The organism is Amycolatopsis thailandensis (assembly GCF_002234405.1).
Lineage (GTDB): Bacteria > Actinomycetota > Actinomycetes > Mycobacteriales > Pseudonocardiaceae > Amycolatopsis > Amycolatopsis thailandensis.
This window is the reverse complement of record NZ_NMQT01000130.1, coordinates 1-18,246: the sequence shown is the minus strand read 5'-3', so window position 1 is coordinate 18,246 and position 18,246 is coordinate 1. Positions and strand designations below refer to the sequence as shown.

The window sequence follows — 18,246 nt, the reverse complement described above, 5'->3', positions numbered from 1 at the left end:
CTTCGACCACCCGACGGTGACGGCGGTCGCCGAGCTGCTGCGGGCCGAACTGTCCGGGCGACGCCGAGGCGCCGGCCCGGAGCACCGACCGGCACGGACGCGATCGGACGCGGACGAGGGCACGGCGGACATCGACTCGATGGAGACCGGCGAGCTGGTGCGGCTGGCGCTCGGCTTCGCCGAACCGGAACGGGAACGGTGAGACACCATGGAAAGCACGCAAGACCAGGTGGTCGCCGCGCTGCGGTCGTCGCTGAAGGAAGTCGAGCGCCTGCGCCGTCAGCACGACGAGCTGACCGAGCCGGTCGCGATCGTCGGGATGGCCTGTCGCTTTCCGGGCGGCGTGAACTCGCCGGAGCAGCTGTGGGAGCTGGTCGCTTCGGGTACGGACGCGATCGGCGGATTCCCTCAGGACCGCGGCTGGGATCTGGAGCGGCTGTTCGACCCGGCCGCGACCCATGGCACGTCCTACGCCCGCGCGGGCGGGTTCCTGGCCGGTGCGGCGGAATTCGACGCGGCGTTCTTCGGGATCTCGCCGCGGGAGGCCGTGGTGATGGATCCGCAGCAGCGGTTGCTGCTGGAGTCGGTGTGGGAGTGTCTGGAGGACGCGGGGATCGACCCGGCGTCCCTGCGCGACAGCGCGACCGGCGTTTTCGCCGGCCTGCTGGAGCAGGCCTATCTCTCCCGCCTGCCTGAGGTTCCTCGAGAGTTCGAAGGGTTCGCCGGCAACGGCAACCTGGCCAGCATGGCGTCCGGGCGGGTGTCGTACCTGCTGGGCTTGCGGGGGCCCGCGGTGTCGGTGGACACGGCGTGTTCGTCGTCGCTGGTGGCGTTGCACCTGGCCGCGCAGTCGCTGCGGAGCGGTGAGTGCGAGCTGGCCCTGGCAGGTGGGGTCACGGTGATGTCGACGCCGCGGGGGTTCGTGGAGTTCAGTCGTCAAGGGGGGCTGGCGCCGGACGGGCGATGCAAGTCCTTCGCGACGGCCGCGGACGGCACCGCGCTGGCCGAGGGGGTCGGAATGGTGGCGTTGGAGCGGCTGTCCGACGCGCGTCGTAACGGTCACCGGATCTTGGCCGTGGTGCGCGGCAGCGCGGTGAACCAGGACGGGGCGTCGAACGGGCTGACCGCCCCGAACGGACCGTCCCAGGAACGGGTGATCCGGCAGGCCCTGGCCAATGCGGGGCTGGCGGTGACCGAGGTGGACGTGGTCGAAGCGCACGGAACGGGTACGCGGCTGGGTGATCCGATCGAGGCGCAGGCGCTGCTGGCGACGTACGGACAGCGACCGGCGGACCGGCCGTTGCTGTTGGGATCGTTGAAGTCGAACATCGGCCACACCCAAGCCGCCGCCGGAGTGGGTGGCGTCATCAAGATGGTGCAGGGGATGCGGCACGGCACGGTGCCACCGACCTTGCACGTGGACGAACCCACTTCCCATGTGGACTGGAAGACCGGCGCGATCGAACTGGTCGCCGAAGCAAGACCATGGGAAAGCCCCGACCGGCCCCGACGAGCAGCGGTGTCGTCATTCGGGATCAGCGGTACCAACGCCCACGTCATCGTCGAACAGGGTGCGGAACCGGCCGAGTCGGAGGCTCCACAGTGGACGGTTCCGGTGCCCTGGGTCGTGTCCGGCCGCGGGCCGGACGCCGTGCGGCGGCAGGCCGCCCGGCTGCGTGAGTTCGCGGCCCGGCGGCCCGACGTCCGACCGTTGGATGTCGCGTATTCGCTGCTGACGACACGAACCCGGTTCGAGCACCGCGCGGTTGTGGTCGGGACGGACCCGGCCGAACTGCTCGCCGGGCTGGCCGAGGTGGAACCGGTCGCGGCCGCGCACGGGAAATCGGCGTGGCTGTTCACCGGGCAGGGCAGCCAGCGCACGGGGATGGGCAGGGGAGCCCATGCGGCGTTCCCGGTGTTCGCCCGGGCGTTCGACGAGGTGTGCGATGCCTTGGCCCTGGACCCGTCTTTGGTGTGGAACGAAGACCTGAGCCCGACGGGGCTCGCGCAGCCCGCGCTGTTCGCCGTCGAAGTAGCGTCGGCCCGGTTGCTGGAATCGTGGGGCGTGCGCCCGGATTTCGTCGCGGGCCATTCGGTCGGGGAGATCGCCGCCGCGCATGTTGCCGGCGTGCTGTCGATCGCGGACGCGTGCGCACTGGTCGCGGCGCGGGCCAAAGTGATGCAGGAGCTACCGCCCGGCGGCGCCATGGTTGCGATCGCCGCGGCCGAGGACGAGGTCCTGCCCCTGGTCGAGGTCCGCCCGTCGGCGGACGTCGCGGCGGTCAACGGCCCGGCCGCGGTGGTGGTTTCCGGGGCGGCCGAAGCGGTCGAGGAGATCGCCGGGATCTTCGCGGCACAGGGCAGACGGACAAGCCGGCTGCCGGTCAGCCACGCCTTCCACTCCGCGTTGATGGATCCGGCGCTCGACCGGTTCGAACGCGCGCTCGACGATCTGGTGTTCCGGCCCCCGCGTATTCCGCTCGTCTCCGGGAGCACCGGACGCCTCGCCGGGCCGGAGATCGCCGAACCGGCCTACTGGCGACGGCAGGCCCGCGACACCGTGCGCTTCGCCGACGTGGTCCGCACCCTCGCCGGCCACGGAGTGACCCAGGTGGTCGAAGCCGGACCGGATCCCTTGCTGGTGGGACTCGCCGCCGACATCGAGCCCAGGTTGGCGAACACGGCGTTGATGCGGAAGGGACGCCCGGAGGACCACACGATCGTCGCCGCGCTCGGGCAGATCCACCAGCACGGCGGCGCCGTGGACTGGGAGGCGTTCTTCGCCGGGTCCGGAGCCGAACGGATCGAGCTGCCGACCTACGCGTTCGAGCGACGGCGCTTCTGGCTGGACGGCCAGGGCGACCGGGGTGCGGACCTGTCGTCGGCGGGTGTCCGGCCGGCCGGACACCCGCTGCTGGGTGCTTCGGTGCAGTGGGCGGGATCCGGCGGCATGGTGCTGACCGGGCAGCTGTCTCCGTCGCGGCAGCGCTGGCTTGCCGACCACGTCATCGGCGGCCGGGTGCTGCTGCCCGGGGCCGCCGTAGTCGACATGGCAATCCGGGCGGGCGACGAAGTGGGCTGCCCGTTCCTGCGTGAGCTGATCATGACCACACCGATCATGCTCCCGGCCGGCTCGAAGGTCGACATCCAGGTTTCGGTGGGCGACGCGGACGACACCGGCGCGCGGGAACTCGAGGTTCACACCCGGCCGGCCGGCCGCACCGACCGGGACTCCTGGATCCGCAACGCCACGGGTGTCCTCGCACCGGCCGGGACCGGTCCGGTGGACTCGGGCCTGTCAACGTGGCCACCGGCCGGCGCACGACCGATCGATCTGGACGGCTTCTACACGCGTATGGAGGCGAGCGGGCTGGCGTACGGTCCGGCCTTTCAAGGTCTCCGCTCGGCCTGGTCGGCGGGGCACGACACGTTCGCCGAGGTCGAGCTGCCGGCCGAGGCGGCCGACGATGCCGACCGGTTCGGGATCCACCCGGCACTGCTGGACGCGGCCATGCAGTCCGGCCTGGTACGGGCGGGCGTCGGCGGGAACGGCGTCGAACTTCCCTTCGAGTGGCGAGACGTCACCCTGTCCGCGAGTGGCGCGACCGCGGTGCGGGTCCGGATCACCGGCATCACCGGCAAAAGGCTTTCGGTGACCCTCGCCGACGACTCCGGCGGGCTGGTGGCGAAGATCGGGTCGCTGACCGGCCGCCCGCTCGACGACGCGGCGCCGGCCGCGGCGGGCACCCTGTTCCGGCTCGGCTGGTCCGCGGCACCTTCGCCCGACGTCACCACCGCTGCCGACTCCTTGATGCTCGAAAACCACGACCTGAGCGACTTGCCACCCGGCTCGATGTTGCCCGGCACGGTGGTCGTGCCCGTCCGGGCCGGTACCGCCGACACGGTCGGGGAAACGACCGGCCAGGTGCTGGCGGTGCTCCAGCGGTGGCTGGCCGAACCCCGGTTGCAGAACGTACGGCTGGTGCTCCGCACGTCGGGAGCCGTCGCGGCGCGTCCCGGCGAGACTGTGCGCAACCTGGCGCAGGCGGCTGTGTGGGGGCTCGTCCGCTCGGCGCAGGTCGAGGAGCCGGGCCGGTTCGTGCTGGTCGACGCCGAGCCCGGCGCCTCGCTGGCCCGGGCGTTGGCGACCGGCGAGTCCCAAGTGGCCGTGCGGGACGCTGTCGTGCTGGTTCCCCGCTTGGTCCGGGTCGCGGCCGGCCGGTCCGCGGGCTGGGACCCCGAAGGCGCGGTCGTGGTCACCGGGGCATCGGGAGCCGTGGGCGCGGAGGTGGCGGCGCACCTCGCCGAGGCGCACGGCGTCCGCCGGTTGCTGTTGCTCAGCCGCCAGGGCACCATCACCACGGACCTCGCGCACCGGCTGGCCGTCTCGGGGACGACCGCCCTGGTGCGCGCCTGCGATGTCGGCGACCGCACCGCTCTTGCCGGAGTCCTGGCCCGGCTGCCCGAAGAATGGCGGATTCGCGGCGTGGTGCACGCCGCCGGAGTGCTCGACGACGGCGTGCTGTCCGCTCAGACGCCTCAGCGCCTCGGTCGGGTCCTCGCACCGAAGGCTGCCGGAGCATGGAACCTGCACCACCTGACCCGGGGCCTGCCCCTGGACCACTTCGTGCTGTTCTCATCGCTGTCCGGGGCCTTGGGATCAGGAGGACAATCGGGCTACTCGGCGGCCAACGCGTTCCTGGACGCCCTCGCCGATCAGCGGCGAGCCGAGGACTTGCCCGCGACCTCGATCGCATGGGGTCATTGGGCCGAGGTGGGCGGCATGACCGCGCACCTCACCCGGCAGCGGGATCGTCGCCGCCTGGGCGCCGGGATGACCACCGCGCAAGGCCTGGCCTTGTTCGACGCGGCCGCCGCGATGGGCGAGGCAGCGGTGTTGGCGGGCCCGATCGATCCGAGCGCGTGGGGAACGGGCCCGGTGCCGGCACCGTTGCGCGCGCTGGTGCCGGCCGCGGCCCGCCGTGCGGTAGAGGCGACGGAATCCACGCGCGTCCGGCTGGCCGGGCTCGCGGACGCCGACCGCGCCGAAGCCGTGAGCAAGGTCCTCCGGGCCGAACTCGCCACGGTTTTCGGGCACGGCCGCGCCGAGGACGTCGCGGCCGACGCCGTGCTGCGGGACCTAGGACTCGATTCGCTCACCGCGGTCGAACTGCGCAACCGCATCAAGGAGCTGACGGCCATCCAGTTGCCGGTGAGCGCGTTGTTCGAGCACGCGACTCTGCCCGAACTCGTCGCTTTCCTGGCCGCGAAGCTCGAGGAAGAAACGCCCCCGGCCCCGAGGTCGCCGGCACCGGCGGAGCCGGACACCCTCGTGTCGGTGTACCGGGACGCGGTCGAGGCCGGCCGGTCGGACGCCGGCCTCGCGATGCTGGCCGCCGTGGCGGAAGCGGTGGCGAAGGCGCCGGGGGAGTCCGGTGGTGAGCCGGTCGCCGAACCGCTCGGCACCGGCGTGGCCGGTCCTGCGCTGGCGGTGCTGGTGCCACCGGTGGTCCCGATCATCGACGACTTGTACGGCTTGCTGATGGGGAAATTCCCCAGCCCGCACCGCGCTTTCGCGCTCCGCTCCCCGGTTTTCGCCGCCGAGGGCCCGATCCCGGCCGATCTGGACGCGATGTTCCACGCGTTCGGCCGATCCGCGCTCCAGCAGGCCGGTGACGGTCCGCTGGTCCTGGTCGGCCATTCCGCCGGCGGCTGGATCGCGCACGGCGTGGCGGCCCGGTTGGCCGAAACCGGCTGCCCGCCCGCCGCGCTCGTCCTGCTCGACACCATCTGGCCCTCGGCTTGGTGGCCCGAGTTCGACCCTGTCCTGAAACCGGAGCTGGCCGAGATGTTCCGCGGTAGCGCGAAGCTGATCGACCTGGTGGACGACCGTGCGGCGCTGGGGCGCCGGCTGATCGCGATGGGCGCGGTCATGCGCCTGTTCGAGCGCTGGACCCCGGAGCCTGTGGCAGTGCCGACCCTGCATATCCGAGCGGCCGACTACATGTCGGGTGCTCTGCGTCCCGAGGTGATGCCGAACCTCAGTGGTGACGGCGGCGGGGACGTGGCGCGAGTGCCGGGAAACCACGAGTCGATAGTCTCCGCGCACGCGGAATCGACGGCCACGACCATGGCGAACTGGCTCGGCGAAGTCCTGAGATGAATCAACGCACCTTCAGGTGCGCATCGCCGATCCGGCGACGAGCCGAACGTTGGAGCCTTGGTTCCGCTTCGTTTCGAAACGCCATTCGAACTGGCCGCTGAGCCAGCTCCGCAAGAACTCGACACGATCGGCCGCGGCGGATCGCAGCGCCGGATCCGGTAAAGCGGCGATCTCGCCCGTCAGCAGATCCTCGCTCTGCCGCTCGAAGTCGTCGATCTTGGTCTGGATCATTTCCGAGGCCGTGTCCGCCGCGGTCTGCAGATCCGTTTCACGTTCCTTCTTAAGGACGACCACGAGATTGTGCACGTCTCCGAGGTTGTACTCCTTCTCGCAGGAGAAGAGGTCGTTCATCCACAACGAAGCAGCTGACAGGGAGGCGTCGAGTTCGCTGAAGTCGTCCGCGGTGCAGGGGCCTTCGGTGGGAAGCTCCCAGCCCTGTGCCAGTTCCAACAGGTCGAGATACGGCATCAAGGCGCACGAACGCAACTCGATGTACTCCGCGACCCCGGGCGTCCGGTCGTCGCGGCGGTTGGCCGCCTCGTGGACGCAACGCCCGAGAAACAGCGAAAAGTGCGCGACGAACTTGGTGCGCCAAGCGACGCTCGACTTCGTGCACGTCCGCGCCCAGATGTCCGCATAAGCGCGTGCGAACGAAGAGCCGCTGTGCGCGACTTCCCCGCCGTCCACTCGGAGCCACGACACGACTTCGTCGCACATCTCTCGCAGCCGGACCGGGTCGGCGCGGGCTTCCGACTCGTCGAACACGTCGTCCAGGAGCAGGTTGCACGCCATCCATTCGGTCATCAGGTCGAGGGTCTCGGCGTCCGCATGGGGGAATGTCCGGCCGATGAGCGTTCCGATGAGCGAATCGTCGTAGCGCTGCTTGTCCGCATCGGTGGTCACGAGCCCATACCTGCGAACGAATTCTCTCCCGTGTTCCTCCGCCCGCTGCGCGTGAACGTTCAGCCGAGAGGGAAAAGGCATGGTGAACCGGCGGTACTGCAACGACACGGAATTCCCCTTCGGCTTCAGCGAACGTGAATGCGGGCGGTGGAATCGACTCGTGCACGGCCGGTTTCAGGTGGCCGACCTTAGGGCGGGGCGCGACCCGCCCGCCAACGGACGTTCCAGCGGACGGAACGATCCTGCTGGCGGGTCCGTTCGCCGCGGACGGTGGGCGCGGAGACGTGACTCGCGTGCTTGGATGCCGCACATGCGAGTTCCGTCTCCAAACACGCGAGATCCGGGGCAGGTCGCCTTACCTCACGGGGCGCACGACCGGACCGGGATCGCCAGTACGTACCAATGCACGTCGAGGCCGTAGCGGCGTTCGCCGTGAACCACCGGTACCGGAGGAGTGTCGCGCCGGAGACCGAGAAGCGTGGCCGGCAGCCTCCGGCTTCCCAGGTTCGTTTCGAGCGATCGCCGGTTGACGATCGGCGGCTGGGCGAACCTCTCCAAAGCCAATCGGTCGCCGAAAACAGCTCGGTCGACGGGGTCGTGCAGGACCAGTCCTTGGATCGAGTAGATCCAGCCGACGAGGAACCGGATCTCGGCCTCGGCGCATCGCCGGATCACTTCCGTGAATCCGGTGTGCCTGGCGGCCCCCGCCGCGCCCCGCCCCGCCCATTCCGGCAAGACCCCGCCGTAGTCGAACGAAGCCGTGGAGAGTGGGCCGGCCTCGGCCATCTCGTCATACAGCTGGCGGTCGTAGATCTCGTTTCCCGGGGCATCGAGTACCGGGATGATCCAATCACTCCCGGGTAGCCGGTAGACCCGCTGTGCGACGGCGTCGAACCGGCCACCGTCGTCCGCCAGGTGTGGTGCGGCTTCGGCGACGACGTAGTCATCCGAAAGGACCCACCTCCCGATCTCCTCTGTGCCGAGCTTCTCCAGAAAGCCGCCCTCGTCCTCCCACTCCGGGCGTTTCATCTCGAACACGCGCCTCGCTTCGAGCGGGTCTTTGTCCCAGCCCGCGGCCAGATCCAGCATCGCCGAGACGATCGCCGGGGACCGGTGGACCGCGCGATACCTGTCCAGTAGACCTCGGGCGATCTCGCCGTCGTGGTCACGGGTGACTATCCGGGTGGCCCATCGCAAGGGCTCGGAATCCGATTTCATCGGTCATCTTTCTTCGCGGGCGTTGGAAGTGGACTTCATGGAGCGAACGCCAGGTACAGGCCCAGCGCGAGGAAGAAGCATCCCGACAGCAGGTCGATCGGGAAGACGATCCGGCGATACAGCCGTTGAAACGGTTCGCTGGAAAAAGCGATCGCGACGAGGCAATACCACGAAAACGCGGACAGTGCCAGCGCGGTGACCGCGGAAATGCGGGTGGTCAGTGGCACGGAAAGAGGCAACACGGTCGCTGTCAACGCGCCGAAGAAGAGCGTCGCCTTCGGGTTCGTGACGATGGTGAGTATTCCTCGCAGATATACCCGCGAGCCGGAGTGAGCGACCGGGTCCGGCGCGGAATGGTCGGTGGTGCGCAAACCGCGGAGGATTCGCAGCCCCAAGTAGCTCAGGTAAAGGCCGCACGCCAACCGCAAGAGGCGGTACGCCGCTCCCTGCGCGGGCAGGAGATCCCCGAGTAGCAGAACAGAGATCCCGGCCAGCGTCGTACTGCCTGAAGCGACGCCCATCGCGGCCATCAGGGCGGACTTGCGGGAGGTCGCCGAGGCGGTATGTGCCACGTAGAGCAGATTGGGTCCGGGGGTGACCGCGGCGGCGAAATAGATCCCGACCGTCGCGCCTACCGTGCCGAACAGGGACACGTGAAAACCGAAATGGACGAGTGGGGGAAGCTGGGTGTTGACGAGGCTGACATTTTCCCATTTTAAGGTTGATTTCACGGTTTTCGCCGAACGCTGAAGAATAGTAGGGACTTCACTCGCGAAGGCGGGACACCTGGGCGGTGGACCGTCGGCGACGTTCCAGGGCGTGGTACGCGAGGTGGGCCTCGGTGGACGTGGCCGTCTACCGTCCCGGAATCCGCGGGAATCAGTGAGGAGCTGGACAGTTGTCGAATATCGTCATCATCGGTGGTACTTCCGGGATCGGCCGTGAACTGGGCGAGTACTACGCGGGGCACGGGCACTCCGTCGTGGTGACCGGGCGGGACGCCGAACGGGCGGAGAAGATCGCCGCCGAGATCGGCGGGACGGTACGAGGCATCGCCGTCGACCTCGCCGATCCGCCGGGCATCGCCGGCGCGCTGGCCGAGGTCGGGCCGGTCGATCGGCTCGCGCTCGTCGGGATCCAGCGTGACCGGAATTCGGTGAAGGACTACGACGTCGGCGGCGCGGTCGATCTCGTCACGATGAAACTGGTCGGGTACACGACCGTCGTGCACGCTTTGCTGGACCGCCTCACCCCCGAGAGTTCGGTGTTGCTCTTCGGTGGGATGGCGAAGGACCGGCCGTACCCGGGGTCCACGAACATCTCCATCGTCAACGCCGGGGTGCTGGGGATGGTGCGCACCCTCGCCGCGGAGGTGGCGCCCGTGCGGATCAACGCGATCCATCCCGGCGTGGTGGGGGACAGCCCGTACTGGGTGGGCGCGGCCGGCCTGCTCGAAGGTGTGCGGGCCCAGACGCCCTCCGGCCGGCTCGTGACCATGGGCGAGGTCGTCGAGGCTTCGGTGATGTTGCTGGAGAACCGCGGGCTCAACAAGGTGAACCTGACCGTCGATGGAGGCTTCGCCTGACTTCCTGTGACAACGACACCGGTCACTCACGACCCCCGCCCAGGAACGCCACAGTTGCTTTACCTCTCAACAACCCCGGGCTTCTCGAGCGGGCGAAAGAACACAGCGGGGCACGCGTACCGTCCGGCAGGTGGGCTACTCGGCGACGCAGTGGCCCTCCAAGTCGAAAACGACGGCCCGGCCCACCTGGTCCATCGCGGCCGGCTGCTTCCTTTGACAGCCGCCCAGATCCGGTCGACGATGAAGCCGACGCCACCAACGGATGGAGACCGAACTCGGGAAGCACCTCCGGCAAGGTAGGAGCTGGTGACGATGCTGGTGTCATCCGGTACCAGCGAAGACCGCACCCCCGACACCCAGTGTCAGACCATGACGACCACCGGCCCCGTCAGCAGCGTCATCGGGTTGCACTGGGCGAATCTCAACGGGTGACGACTGTCGCCTGTGGACTTCACCTCGATCCGTTCAGACCGCGTCGACTCGGCGCGAACTGAACGTGCTGATCGAGCACAGGAAGGCTCAAGGGTAGAGCATCAGCCCTGTTCAATGACAGTACCTGCCGGTTGTGACCCTGCCGATTCGTCTTGCAGGAAGCCCGCCGCGATCTCGCGATGGCGCGCACGATCCACCCCGAGCACGACGAAAGCCGCCGACGCGGTCAGCGCACCCACGACGACAAAGGCCAGGGACAAAGATGCCAGTTGCGCCAGCACACCGATCATCGGTGGGCCGGCCAGAAACCCCGCATAGGCTATGGTGCTGACGAACGCGATCTCCCGTTCACCTCCGCCGCCGTCATGGCGTCGGCCCATCGCTCCAGCGAGGGTCTGGACCAGAGGGAACGAAGAAGCCAGACCGATGCCGGCGACCGCGAACCCTGCGAACGTCAGTCCGGTGACCGGTACCGCCGCGGCGACGACCAGACCGCATCCCGCCATTAGTGATCCGGCTACAAGGGGCCATTTCGCGCCGAGTCGACGTTGTACCAGGAGCAGGGAAAGCCGGGTGATCACCATGGCCAGCGAGAACACCGCGTACCCCAGTGCGGCCTTCTCCTCTCTTGCACCGCGCTCGACCACCAGCAACATCGCCGACCAATCCGCACAGGCCCCTTCCGCGATCGCCGCAAGCAAACCGATCGTGCCAAGCAGCCAGAGAGCCGGTCGCCGGAGCAGCGTGCCTCTTGAGACAAGATGTTCACGTGACATCTCGCGAGTCGCAGCATAGGCGACCGTGCCGGACAAGCCTCGAATCATCGCGAACAGAACGATCGCGACCACCACGGCCACGACGGTGAAGTGCCGGACGGGCGACCAGCCGACGGCGGCGGCGATACCCGCGAGGGCGGAGCCCGCCAGGCCGCCGATGCTGAAGCCGGCATGAAAGAACATCATGATCGGCCTTGCGGCCCGCCGTTCGGCAGCGACACCGCTGATGCTCATGGATACCTCCATCGCGCCAACCGACGCGCCGAGGCCCAGCAACACCCAACCCAACCCGAGCACCGAATCGGCGAGCCCCAGGAAAGGCAGTAGTCCGCACGACAGAACTGTCGAAACCACGACCATCGCGCGTGCGCCGAGCCGCTCCGCCAACCGCCCTGCCAACGGGGCGACGATCAGCATCCCGAGGGTCATCGCCAGCAGCGCCAGTCCGATCGCTCCGGGCCCGGCCCGCACCTGCTCGGCGAGCGAGGGCAGCCGAGGAGTCCAGGATCCGCTCAGCACGCCGCTCAGCACGAAGATCGCGAACACCGCGATCCGCTCTTTCATCATGGCCACCGCTTATCAGTGTTGTCAGGACTACCAGTTATCCGGCGGGCTGGCGGCCGCACCGATTCAGTTAACCGGACCTGAATAGAACGGCAACCCGCAGGAGGCGCAGATCATAGGGAATCGCGATCCGTGAGCGCGATCTCACCTTTGGTCAATGACCATCACGGATGGGCCACTTTGTTGCGGCTGCCCCTTTTTACATACTTTCCTCGCCTACAAGCGCAGTAATGAGCTTCCATTGCCACCCGCCGCCTAGAGTTCGACATCATGCTTCAAGAAGAGTCCCTACACTTGGCTGGCACTTCGGGTTCCGCCGACTTGGCGATCGACGGCATCGTGGTGCCTGCCTGGCGCCCGGCGGCAAATTTGCAATGTGCAATCGAGCTCGCCGAATCGATCGGCGCTCACCTCGTAGTTCTGTGCAGCGGAAATGTGGCGGCCCGGGAAATAGCTCTTCCTGCTTCGCATGCCGGTGTCGACGGATTCGCGCTGGACATCCCCGCAGGATATGAGCATTCATTATTCGACTTCACCAGCTCTGCGCATGAGGTGACACGCGATGCAGGATTCACCGATGTGCGGATCAAGCGGAACCTCGGGCTTGCCCTTGCCCGGATGATCGGCTGGCGACGGATTCTGTTCTTGGACGACGACCACCATCTCGACTTCGAGCAGGTCGCCGACGCCGCCGACGCGCTGCGAACTCATCGCATCGGCGCCTTCCAGGCCGAGAATTTCCCAGACAATTCTGTGGTCCGCCACGCCGAACGGTTGGCGGGCGGACGTCCCGGTGTGGCCCCCAGTATCGGGAGCGCGGCGATCCGGATCGATCCGGACACGACATTCTTTCCCGAAGTGTACAACGAGGACTGGCTGTTCATGTACGACAGTCTGATCAGCGGTGACCACGTTCTCCCTGTCGGAGAGGTCCGCCAACTTCCCTACGATCCGTTCGCCGATCCCGCGCGTGCCGCGTCCGAAGAGTTCGGTGATCTTCTGGCCGAAGGGCTCGTCCGGTTCGGACAGGACGGAAAGTTCGCGACAGAAGTCTCGGAGGCCGATTGGGACGCCGCCCTCGAGGACCGGGCAAACCTCATCAATAACCTCTCGTCCCGGCTACGCGGCCGGAACTCGGCCGCACTTCTTTCCTTGCGTGCGGCGAACGACCGGCTCTCCCGTATCTCGGCCCGCTCGCTCAAGGCATACGTGACGGCGTGGCGAAACGACGTCGAGGTCTGGCGGGAACGTCTGGGGGGAATCACCTCGACCGGGTCCGCCGTCGGAGCAATCCGCCAGCTCGGTCTCAGTGCGGAAGCCCACCACTTCGGACGCCGGCTACCCTGAGCCCGTTACGACAACGCGGTCGCCGAAGCCTTCTTCGCCATACTGAAACCGAGATCGGTGCCGCGATATGGCAGACCCACAGCGAGGCTCGCCAGGACATGTTCACCAGGCGCGGAAGCGCACTTGCTGTTCGGGTTCGAGGCCGACGTCTTCGCCCGTGATTGTCCGGCCGTTGTGGATGAGAATGGCGTGCTGGTCGGGAAAGTGAGAGGCGTCGAAGCCGAGCACGGTGCCGAGGAGCTTGGTGCCGATCCAGACTTCGTCGCCTCGGTCGAGCACGCCGGCCCGGTCTATTTCGGCGAATCCCAGGAAGCCGACGGGGCCGATCGGTGCTTCGGGGTCGGTATCAGTCGTGGTGACGAGTTCGTGGATCTCACCGGTACGGACGCATCGGCTCGTGAACGTTTCCAGGCACCTGCCCCGGTCGTCCTGGCGGTATGCCAGCACTTTGACCAGTGTGCCGGTGACCTCGCGCTTCGATCCGTTGTCCCGCAACGACGTTCCCTTCGACGTGGTTCGACAGGTCAGAGTGGGCTCACGGATCGGCTCGGAAATCGCCGCTCGCGAAACGGCAGAACCTCACCTCGACGGTCACCGCGCGAGCCTTCCTCCGGAGTGGCCGAGACAAGGGACTCGGCGAAGGCGGCGGCGGAGATGCGGGAGATTTCCCGGTGCCGGTGGAGATCCACGACCAGAACGTTGTGCTCGCGGGCGGCGGTCTCCTGCCGCCAGATCAGCTGGTCCGCGACGGCGAGATGCGTGTACCCGGATTTCGCGGGCAGGAGGTCCAGCAGATCCTCCGTGGTGACGCCGTCGTAGTCGGGCTCGTCCACCAGTCGGACCTTCGCCGAACGAACGTCCCGCGCCCGCTGGCGAACTAGTTCGCATAGGTCGTCCCAAGCCCATTGGTCCGCGAAATTCGTGCGTACCACCAGAGTGCCGCGGCCTCTCGGCAGCATGTGGAAACTCCCGTCCCGTCGTCGGTTCCGGTCGCGGTTTCAGCGGATCGCCGCGGCGAAAATTTGTAGCACTGTGGCCGGTGTGCAAAGGGTGTCCGGCCACGGAATGTCGGTCAGGTGGAGGGGATTTCTTCACGAACCCAGGCCGCTGAATATCACTGTGCGTAAACAAGGTCGGGGGCCTGTCGGGGTGCTATCTCCGTGTCGGGGGGTGATCAGCTCCTCGTCGCTGGACCGGAAGCTTGTTAGCTCTACAGGGCCGTGGCCAGGTCAGCCGGACCGCAACGGGCAAAGAGTGCAGTCCTGAGAGAATTTCGGACATTGGCGGCGGTTACGCCGGGTGACCCGTGCGAGGATCAAGCCTTCCCGCATCAGTGATCTTGCTGGAGCGTCTGCTGAACCTGCCGACCGAACCTCAGCGCCGGCGACAATTTCACTTTGTCGGCGAGTTCAAGAACGAGGCGAATTCATCATGACATCAGTCGTTGATCCCCAGGCACGATCGACTGACACCCTGCTGGAATCGGCAGGTCTGCCCGCCGGGGATCGTCGGCTTTTCCGGCAGTACGGATGGGGACCCGCTCGCGTGGTTCCCCGCGAAGCGGTGCACAAGGCGATCGAGCGGCACGCCGCCGTCGATCCGGCGGCCATCGCGGTCGAACACGAGGGCCGGGTTCTCACCTACGGAGACCTCGATCGGCACGCCGATCGGCTGGCCGCCCATCTCGTCACGCGAGGCGTGCGGGTGGGGGACAACGTCGCCCTGGTCCTGCGGCGGGGTATCCCGATGGCCGTCGGCATTCTGGCGATCTTGAAGGCGGGGGCCGCCTATGTTCCCCAGGACGGTCGTGTCACCCGTCCCGCCGCCCTGAAGCACATCCTCGCCACGACGCGCGCGCGGCTGGTGCTCACGCAGTCCGACGTGCCGGTGGCACTCCCGAGTGGACAGACCAGCCTCGACATCGACTCGTTCATGGAAGAATGCGGGGACTTCGCGCCCGTGAACGTGGACGTGCCGCCCGGGCGCGGTTGCTATGTCCTGTTCACCTCGGGCACGACAGGGATGCCCAACGGCGTCGTGATCACCCATGCGAACGTCGTCAACCTGCTTCACTCGGAGCCCGGTGACCTCGGCATCCGGCCGGGCACCGTGGTGGGGCAGATCCTCAGCATCGCCTTCGACATGGCGGCATGGGAGATCCTGGGCTGCCTCACCCACGGCGGCACCCTGCTGATCCGCGGCGACGACATCGAGGAGACGGCTCGCCGGGTGGACGTCCTGGTCGCGACGCCGACCATTCTCGCTTCGCTGGATCCGGATCGGTGCGAACGGGTGCGGACCGTCGCCGTCGCCGGGGAGCCCTGCCCGCGGCCGCTGGCCGACAGCTGGGCGCGGACGAAGACGTTCTACAACGGCTGCGGGCCGACCGAGGTGACGATTGTCAACACGATGCAGGCACATCGGCCCGACGCCGACCTGCTCACCATCGGTAAACCGTTGCCGAACAACACCGTCTACGTCCTCGACGAGGTCGGCCGGCCTTGCCCGATCGGGGAGATCGGCGAGATGTGGGCGGGCGGTGACTGTGTCTCGGCGGGCTACCTGGCCAACCCCGACCTCAACGCCGCGCGCTACGCGCCGGACCCTTTCCTCGGTGGCGGCCGGATGATGTTCCGCACCCGGGATCTGGCGCGCTGGACGTCCGACGGGCAGCTGGAGCCCTTCGGGCGCACCGACGACCAGGTGAAGATCCGTGGCTTCCGGGTGGAGCTCGACTCGGTGTCCGCGGTACTGGAGCAGGTGCCCGGGTGCACGAGGGCGGTCACGCTGAAACTCGACAGCCGGACTCTGGTGGCGTTCGTGCAGCCCGCGACGGTCGATCCTGGGGCCGCCCGGCGCGCTGTCGCCGAGACGCTGCCCTACTACTGCACACCGGAAGTCGTCTACCCGGTGCCGGAGCTGCCCATGACGTCGCGAGGCAAGATCGACAAGCGGCTGCTCACGGACCTGGCACGGAACAAGGAGAACGCAGGATGACCGCGCTGGGCGAGCACACGGGGAAGGTCGTGCTCCCGGAACCGCTCCCGCCGCTACGCCGGATGTTCAAACATCCGATGCTGATGCACCACAACCGGCTGGCCGTCTCGGTGCTGGTGATCAACCTGGTGGTGCTGGGCTTCGCGCTACCCGGGGGGATCACCGCGGATTTCGCGGCCGACGCCTCGTTGGCCAACTTCGCGCTCGCCGTGCTCATCCGGCGTCAGCGCCTGATCAACCTGCTGTTCCGGCTCGCCACCGCCGCGCCGGTGACCTGGCCGCTGAAGGTGCGCTGGACGCTGGGCAAGGTGTATCACTTCGGCGGTCTCCACGTCGGGGGCTCCGTGGTCGGATCGCTGTGGTTCGCGGTCTTCGTCGTGCTGGCCACCGTGCAGGGCGCGCCGACGGCGGTGCTGGTGCTGGCCTACACCTTGACGGCCCTGCTGCTCGGGATCCTCGTCACGGCGGCGCCGAAGATGCGCGTCAAATCCCACAACCGGTTCGAATTGACGCACCGTTTCGGCGGATGGCTGACCCTGGGTCTGCTGTGGGCGCTGGTCGTGACCCGGATCGTCCACAGTGGAGAACCGCTGCTGACCGAGCCGCAGTTCTGGGCGCTGATCGTGCTCACCGTGGCCATCGCGGCACCCTGGACCCGGTTGCGCCGGGTCCCGGTCACCATCGAGCGGCCGTCGTCGCATGTCGCGCTGACCCGGTTCACCCACGGCCGCAAACCCTTCGCCGGATCGTCCACCGCGATCAGCCGGTCACCCCTGAGGGAATGGCACTCCTTCGCCAACATCCCCGCGCCCGGCGAGCACGGTTTCCGGCTGACCATCTCCCGCGCGGGAGACTGGACGGGCAAGTTCATCGACGACATGCCGTCGCATGTGTGGGTGAAGGGCATCACGACCGCGGGCGTCGCCAACATCGAGACGCTGTTCCGCAAGGTCGTCTACGTGGCGACAGGCAGCGGGATCGGGCCCTGCCTGCCGCACCTGCTCGCACAGGAGGTTCCGGCGCTCCTGGTCTGGGCGACCCGGAACCCGCGGGTGACCTACGGGGACGGACTGGTCGACGAGATCCTCGCCGTGCAGCCCCATGCGCGGATCTGGGACACCGGAGCGCACGGGAAACCGGACATGGTCGAGCTGGCTTATGCCGCGTACCGGGATTTCGGCGCCGAAGCGGTCATCTGCATCTCCAACAAGAAACTCACCTGGCAGGTCGTCCATGGTCTCGAACGCCGGGGGATTCCGGCCTACGGCGCCATTTGGGATTCCTGATCCGGCCAACCACGAAGGACACATCATGCGAGTGAGGTTTGAACGCGCCGGGCGAGTGGTCTGGGCACATCTGGACCGCCCCGAGGTTCTCAACGCGCTCGACACCGCGCTGATGGAGGAACTGGTCGGCACCCTGAAGCCCCTGGACGAGGACCCGGAGGTCGGCTGTTTCGTGATCACGGGATCGGAGCGCGCCTTCGCCGCGGGCGCCGACATCTCCGAGATGGCGGGCAAGACCGTCTCCGACATGGTGGCGGAGGACTATTTCGGGGGCTGGGAAGCTTTCGCCGCCCTGCGCACGCCCAAGGTCGCGGCCGTCTCCGGGTTCGCCCTCGGTGGCGGCTGTGAGCTGGCGATGATGTGCGATCTCGTGATCGCCGCCGACACCGCGAAATTCGGCCAGCCCGAGATCACCCTCGGGGTCATCCCCGGTATCGGTGGCACCCAGCGGCTCACCCGGCTGGTGGGCAAGGCGAAGGCGATGGACCTGATCCTCACCGGACGGCTGATCGACGCGGTGGAGGCCGAACGCATCGGCTTGATCTCCCGGGCGGTCCCGGCGGGCACGCTCCTCGCCGAGGTCACCGAAGCCGCCACCCGGATCGCGGGGTACGGCAAGATCGCCGCGATGGCGGCCCGTGACTGTGTCGACCGGGCGCTCGAGACGGGGCTCGCGGACGGTATCCGGTACGAGCGCCGCGTGTTCCACTCGCTGTTCGCCACCGCAGACCAGAAAGAAGGAATGCAGGCTTTCCTGGACAAGCGGAAGCCGTCTTTCGAGGGACGTTGACAGGTTTTCCAGGCCCCGGCAAGTCGCGTAAGCGGGTCGTGAGTGGCGTTTCGGGTTCTCTTGAGGGGTAAGGCGAAGGTGGCGTGTGCCTGGCCTGCCCACGTGCCGGTTTCGGGTGTTGCGAAAGCCACGTTCGCAACGCTCAACGTTGCGAACGTGGCTTTCGCAACACCGCCGAGCCTCCG

General features: G+C 67.8%; 14 protein-coding genes. 8 read left to right on the top strand and 6 right to left on the bottom strand.

The genetic code is table 11. The features are described from left to right. Both CFP71_RS44395 and CFP71_RS34040 read left to right on the top strand, forming a co-directional pair. A partial coding sequence (locus tag CFP71_RS44395) for a hypothetical protein (protein WP_167406373.1) occupies nucleotides 1-202 on the top strand: 202 nt, incomplete at its 5' end. A 6-nt stretch (nucleotides 203-208) separates the two neighbouring features. After that, complete coding sequence (locus tag CFP71_RS34040; RefSeq protein WP_093938054.1) at nucleotides 209-6,163, top strand: type I polyketide synthase; 5,955 nt, start codon at nucleotides 209-211, stop codon at nucleotides 6,161-6,163. A 12-nt stretch (nucleotides 6,164-6,175) separates the two neighbouring features. Here CFP71_RS34040 and CFP71_RS34035 read toward each other — a convergent pair whose 3' ends face one another. The 3 genes from CFP71_RS34035 to CFP71_RS34025 all read right to left on the bottom strand — a co-directional run bounded on the left by CFP71_RS34035 (nucleotide 6,176) and on the right by CFP71_RS34025 (nucleotide 8,937). Beyond that, a complete protein-coding gene (locus CFP71_RS34035; RefSeq protein ID WP_093938053.1) occupies nucleotides 6,176-7,066 on the bottom strand; it encodes a terpene synthase family protein in 891 nt (296 codons plus the stop codon). Between the two features lie 360 nt (nucleotides 7,067-7,426). Further along, on the bottom strand, nucleotides 7,427-8,284 hold the full coding sequence (locus CFP71_RS34030) for a hypothetical protein (RefSeq protein ID WP_093938052.1): 858 nt from the start codon (nucleotides 8,282-8,284) through the stop codon (nucleotides 7,427-7,429). 35 nt (nucleotides 8,285-8,319) lie between these two features. Beyond that, nucleotides 8,320-8,937 (bottom strand): LysE family transporter, encoded by a 618-nt coding sequence (locus CFP71_RS34025; RefSeq protein WP_167406372.1) that lies wholly within the window; start codon nucleotides 8,935-8,937, stop codon nucleotides 8,320-8,322. A 245-nt stretch (nucleotides 8,938-9,182) separates the two neighbouring features. Here CFP71_RS34025 and CFP71_RS34020 point away from each other — a divergent pair, with 245 nt between their 5' ends. Both CFP71_RS34020 and CFP71_RS45455 read left to right on the top strand, forming a co-directional pair. After that, nucleotides 9,183-9,869 carry an SDR family NAD(P)-dependent oxidoreductase gene (locus CFP71_RS34020; RefSeq protein WP_093938050.1) on the top strand — a complete coding sequence of 229 codons (687 nt, stop codon included), beginning with the start codon at nucleotides 9,183-9,185 and terminating at the stop codon, nucleotides 9,867-9,869. Between the two features lie 306 nt (nucleotides 9,870-10,175). After that, nucleotides 10,176-10,301 carry a hypothetical protein gene (locus CFP71_RS45455; RefSeq protein WP_279629261.1) on the top strand — a complete coding sequence of 42 codons (126 nt, stop codon included), beginning with the start codon at nucleotides 10,176-10,178 and terminating at the stop codon, nucleotides 10,299-10,301. Nucleotides 10,302-10,402: 101 nt separating this feature from the next. Here the strand turns inward: CFP71_RS45455 and CFP71_RS34015 are convergent, their stop codons facing one another. Next, nucleotides 10,403-11,644: an MFS transporter gene (locus CFP71_RS34015; protein WP_244199945.1), complete on the bottom strand. Its 1,242-nt coding sequence runs from the start codon at nucleotides 11,642-11,644 to the stop codon at nucleotides 10,403-10,405. Between the two features lie 318 nt (nucleotides 11,645-11,962). On the opposite strand from CFP71_RS34015, the gene CFP71_RS34010 reads away from it, so the two are divergent. Continuing rightward, the gene (locus tag CFP71_RS34010; RefSeq protein ID WP_208636091.1) at nucleotides 11,963-12,988 is read left to right on the top strand and encodes a hypothetical protein; all 1,026 of its coding nucleotides are present in this window, start codon (nucleotides 11,963-11,965) and stop codon (nucleotides 12,986-12,988) included. Nucleotides 12,989-13,090: 102 nt separating this feature from the next. Here CFP71_RS34010 and CFP71_RS34005 read toward each other — a convergent pair whose 3' ends face one another. After that, nucleotides 13,091-13,483, bottom strand: a complete 393-nt coding sequence (locus CFP71_RS34005) for a DUF6917 domain-containing protein (protein WP_093938047.1) — start codon at nucleotides 13,481-13,483, stop codon at nucleotides 13,091-13,093. A 29-nt stretch (nucleotides 13,484-13,512) separates the two neighbouring features. Continuing rightward, nucleotides 13,513-13,947 carry a DUF6924 domain-containing protein gene (locus CFP71_RS34000; protein WP_425266641.1) on the bottom strand — a complete coding sequence of 145 codons (435 nt, stop codon included), beginning with the start codon at nucleotides 13,945-13,947 and terminating at the stop codon, nucleotides 13,513-13,515. 586 nt (nucleotides 13,948-14,533) lie between these two features. Between CFP71_RS34000 and CFP71_RS33995 the strand changes: the two genes are divergently transcribed. Genes CFP71_RS33995 through CFP71_RS33985 form a run of 3 tightly spaced genes read left to right on the top strand, consistent with a single transcriptional unit; the run spans nucleotide 14,534 to nucleotide 18,061 of the window. Continuing rightward, nucleotides 14,534-15,985 (top strand): amino acid adenylation domain-containing protein, encoded by a 1,452-nt coding sequence (locus tag CFP71_RS33995; protein WP_244199944.1) that lies wholly within the window; start codon nucleotides 14,534-14,536, stop codon nucleotides 15,983-15,985. Beyond that, nucleotides 15,982-17,271, top strand: a complete 1,290-nt coding sequence (locus tag CFP71_RS33990; protein ID WP_093938044.1) for a ferredoxin reductase domain-containing protein — start codon at nucleotides 15,982-15,984, stop codon at nucleotides 17,269-17,271. The genes CFP71_RS33995 and CFP71_RS33990 overlap by 4 nt, the downstream gene beginning before the upstream one ends. A gap of 25 nt (nucleotides 17,272-17,296) precedes the next feature. Next, nucleotides 17,297-18,061: an enoyl-CoA hydratase-related protein gene (locus CFP71_RS33985; protein WP_093938043.1), complete on the top strand. Its 765-nt coding sequence runs from the start codon at nucleotides 17,297-17,299 to the stop codon at nucleotides 18,059-18,061. Nucleotides 18,062-18,246: the final 185 nt, after the last annotated feature.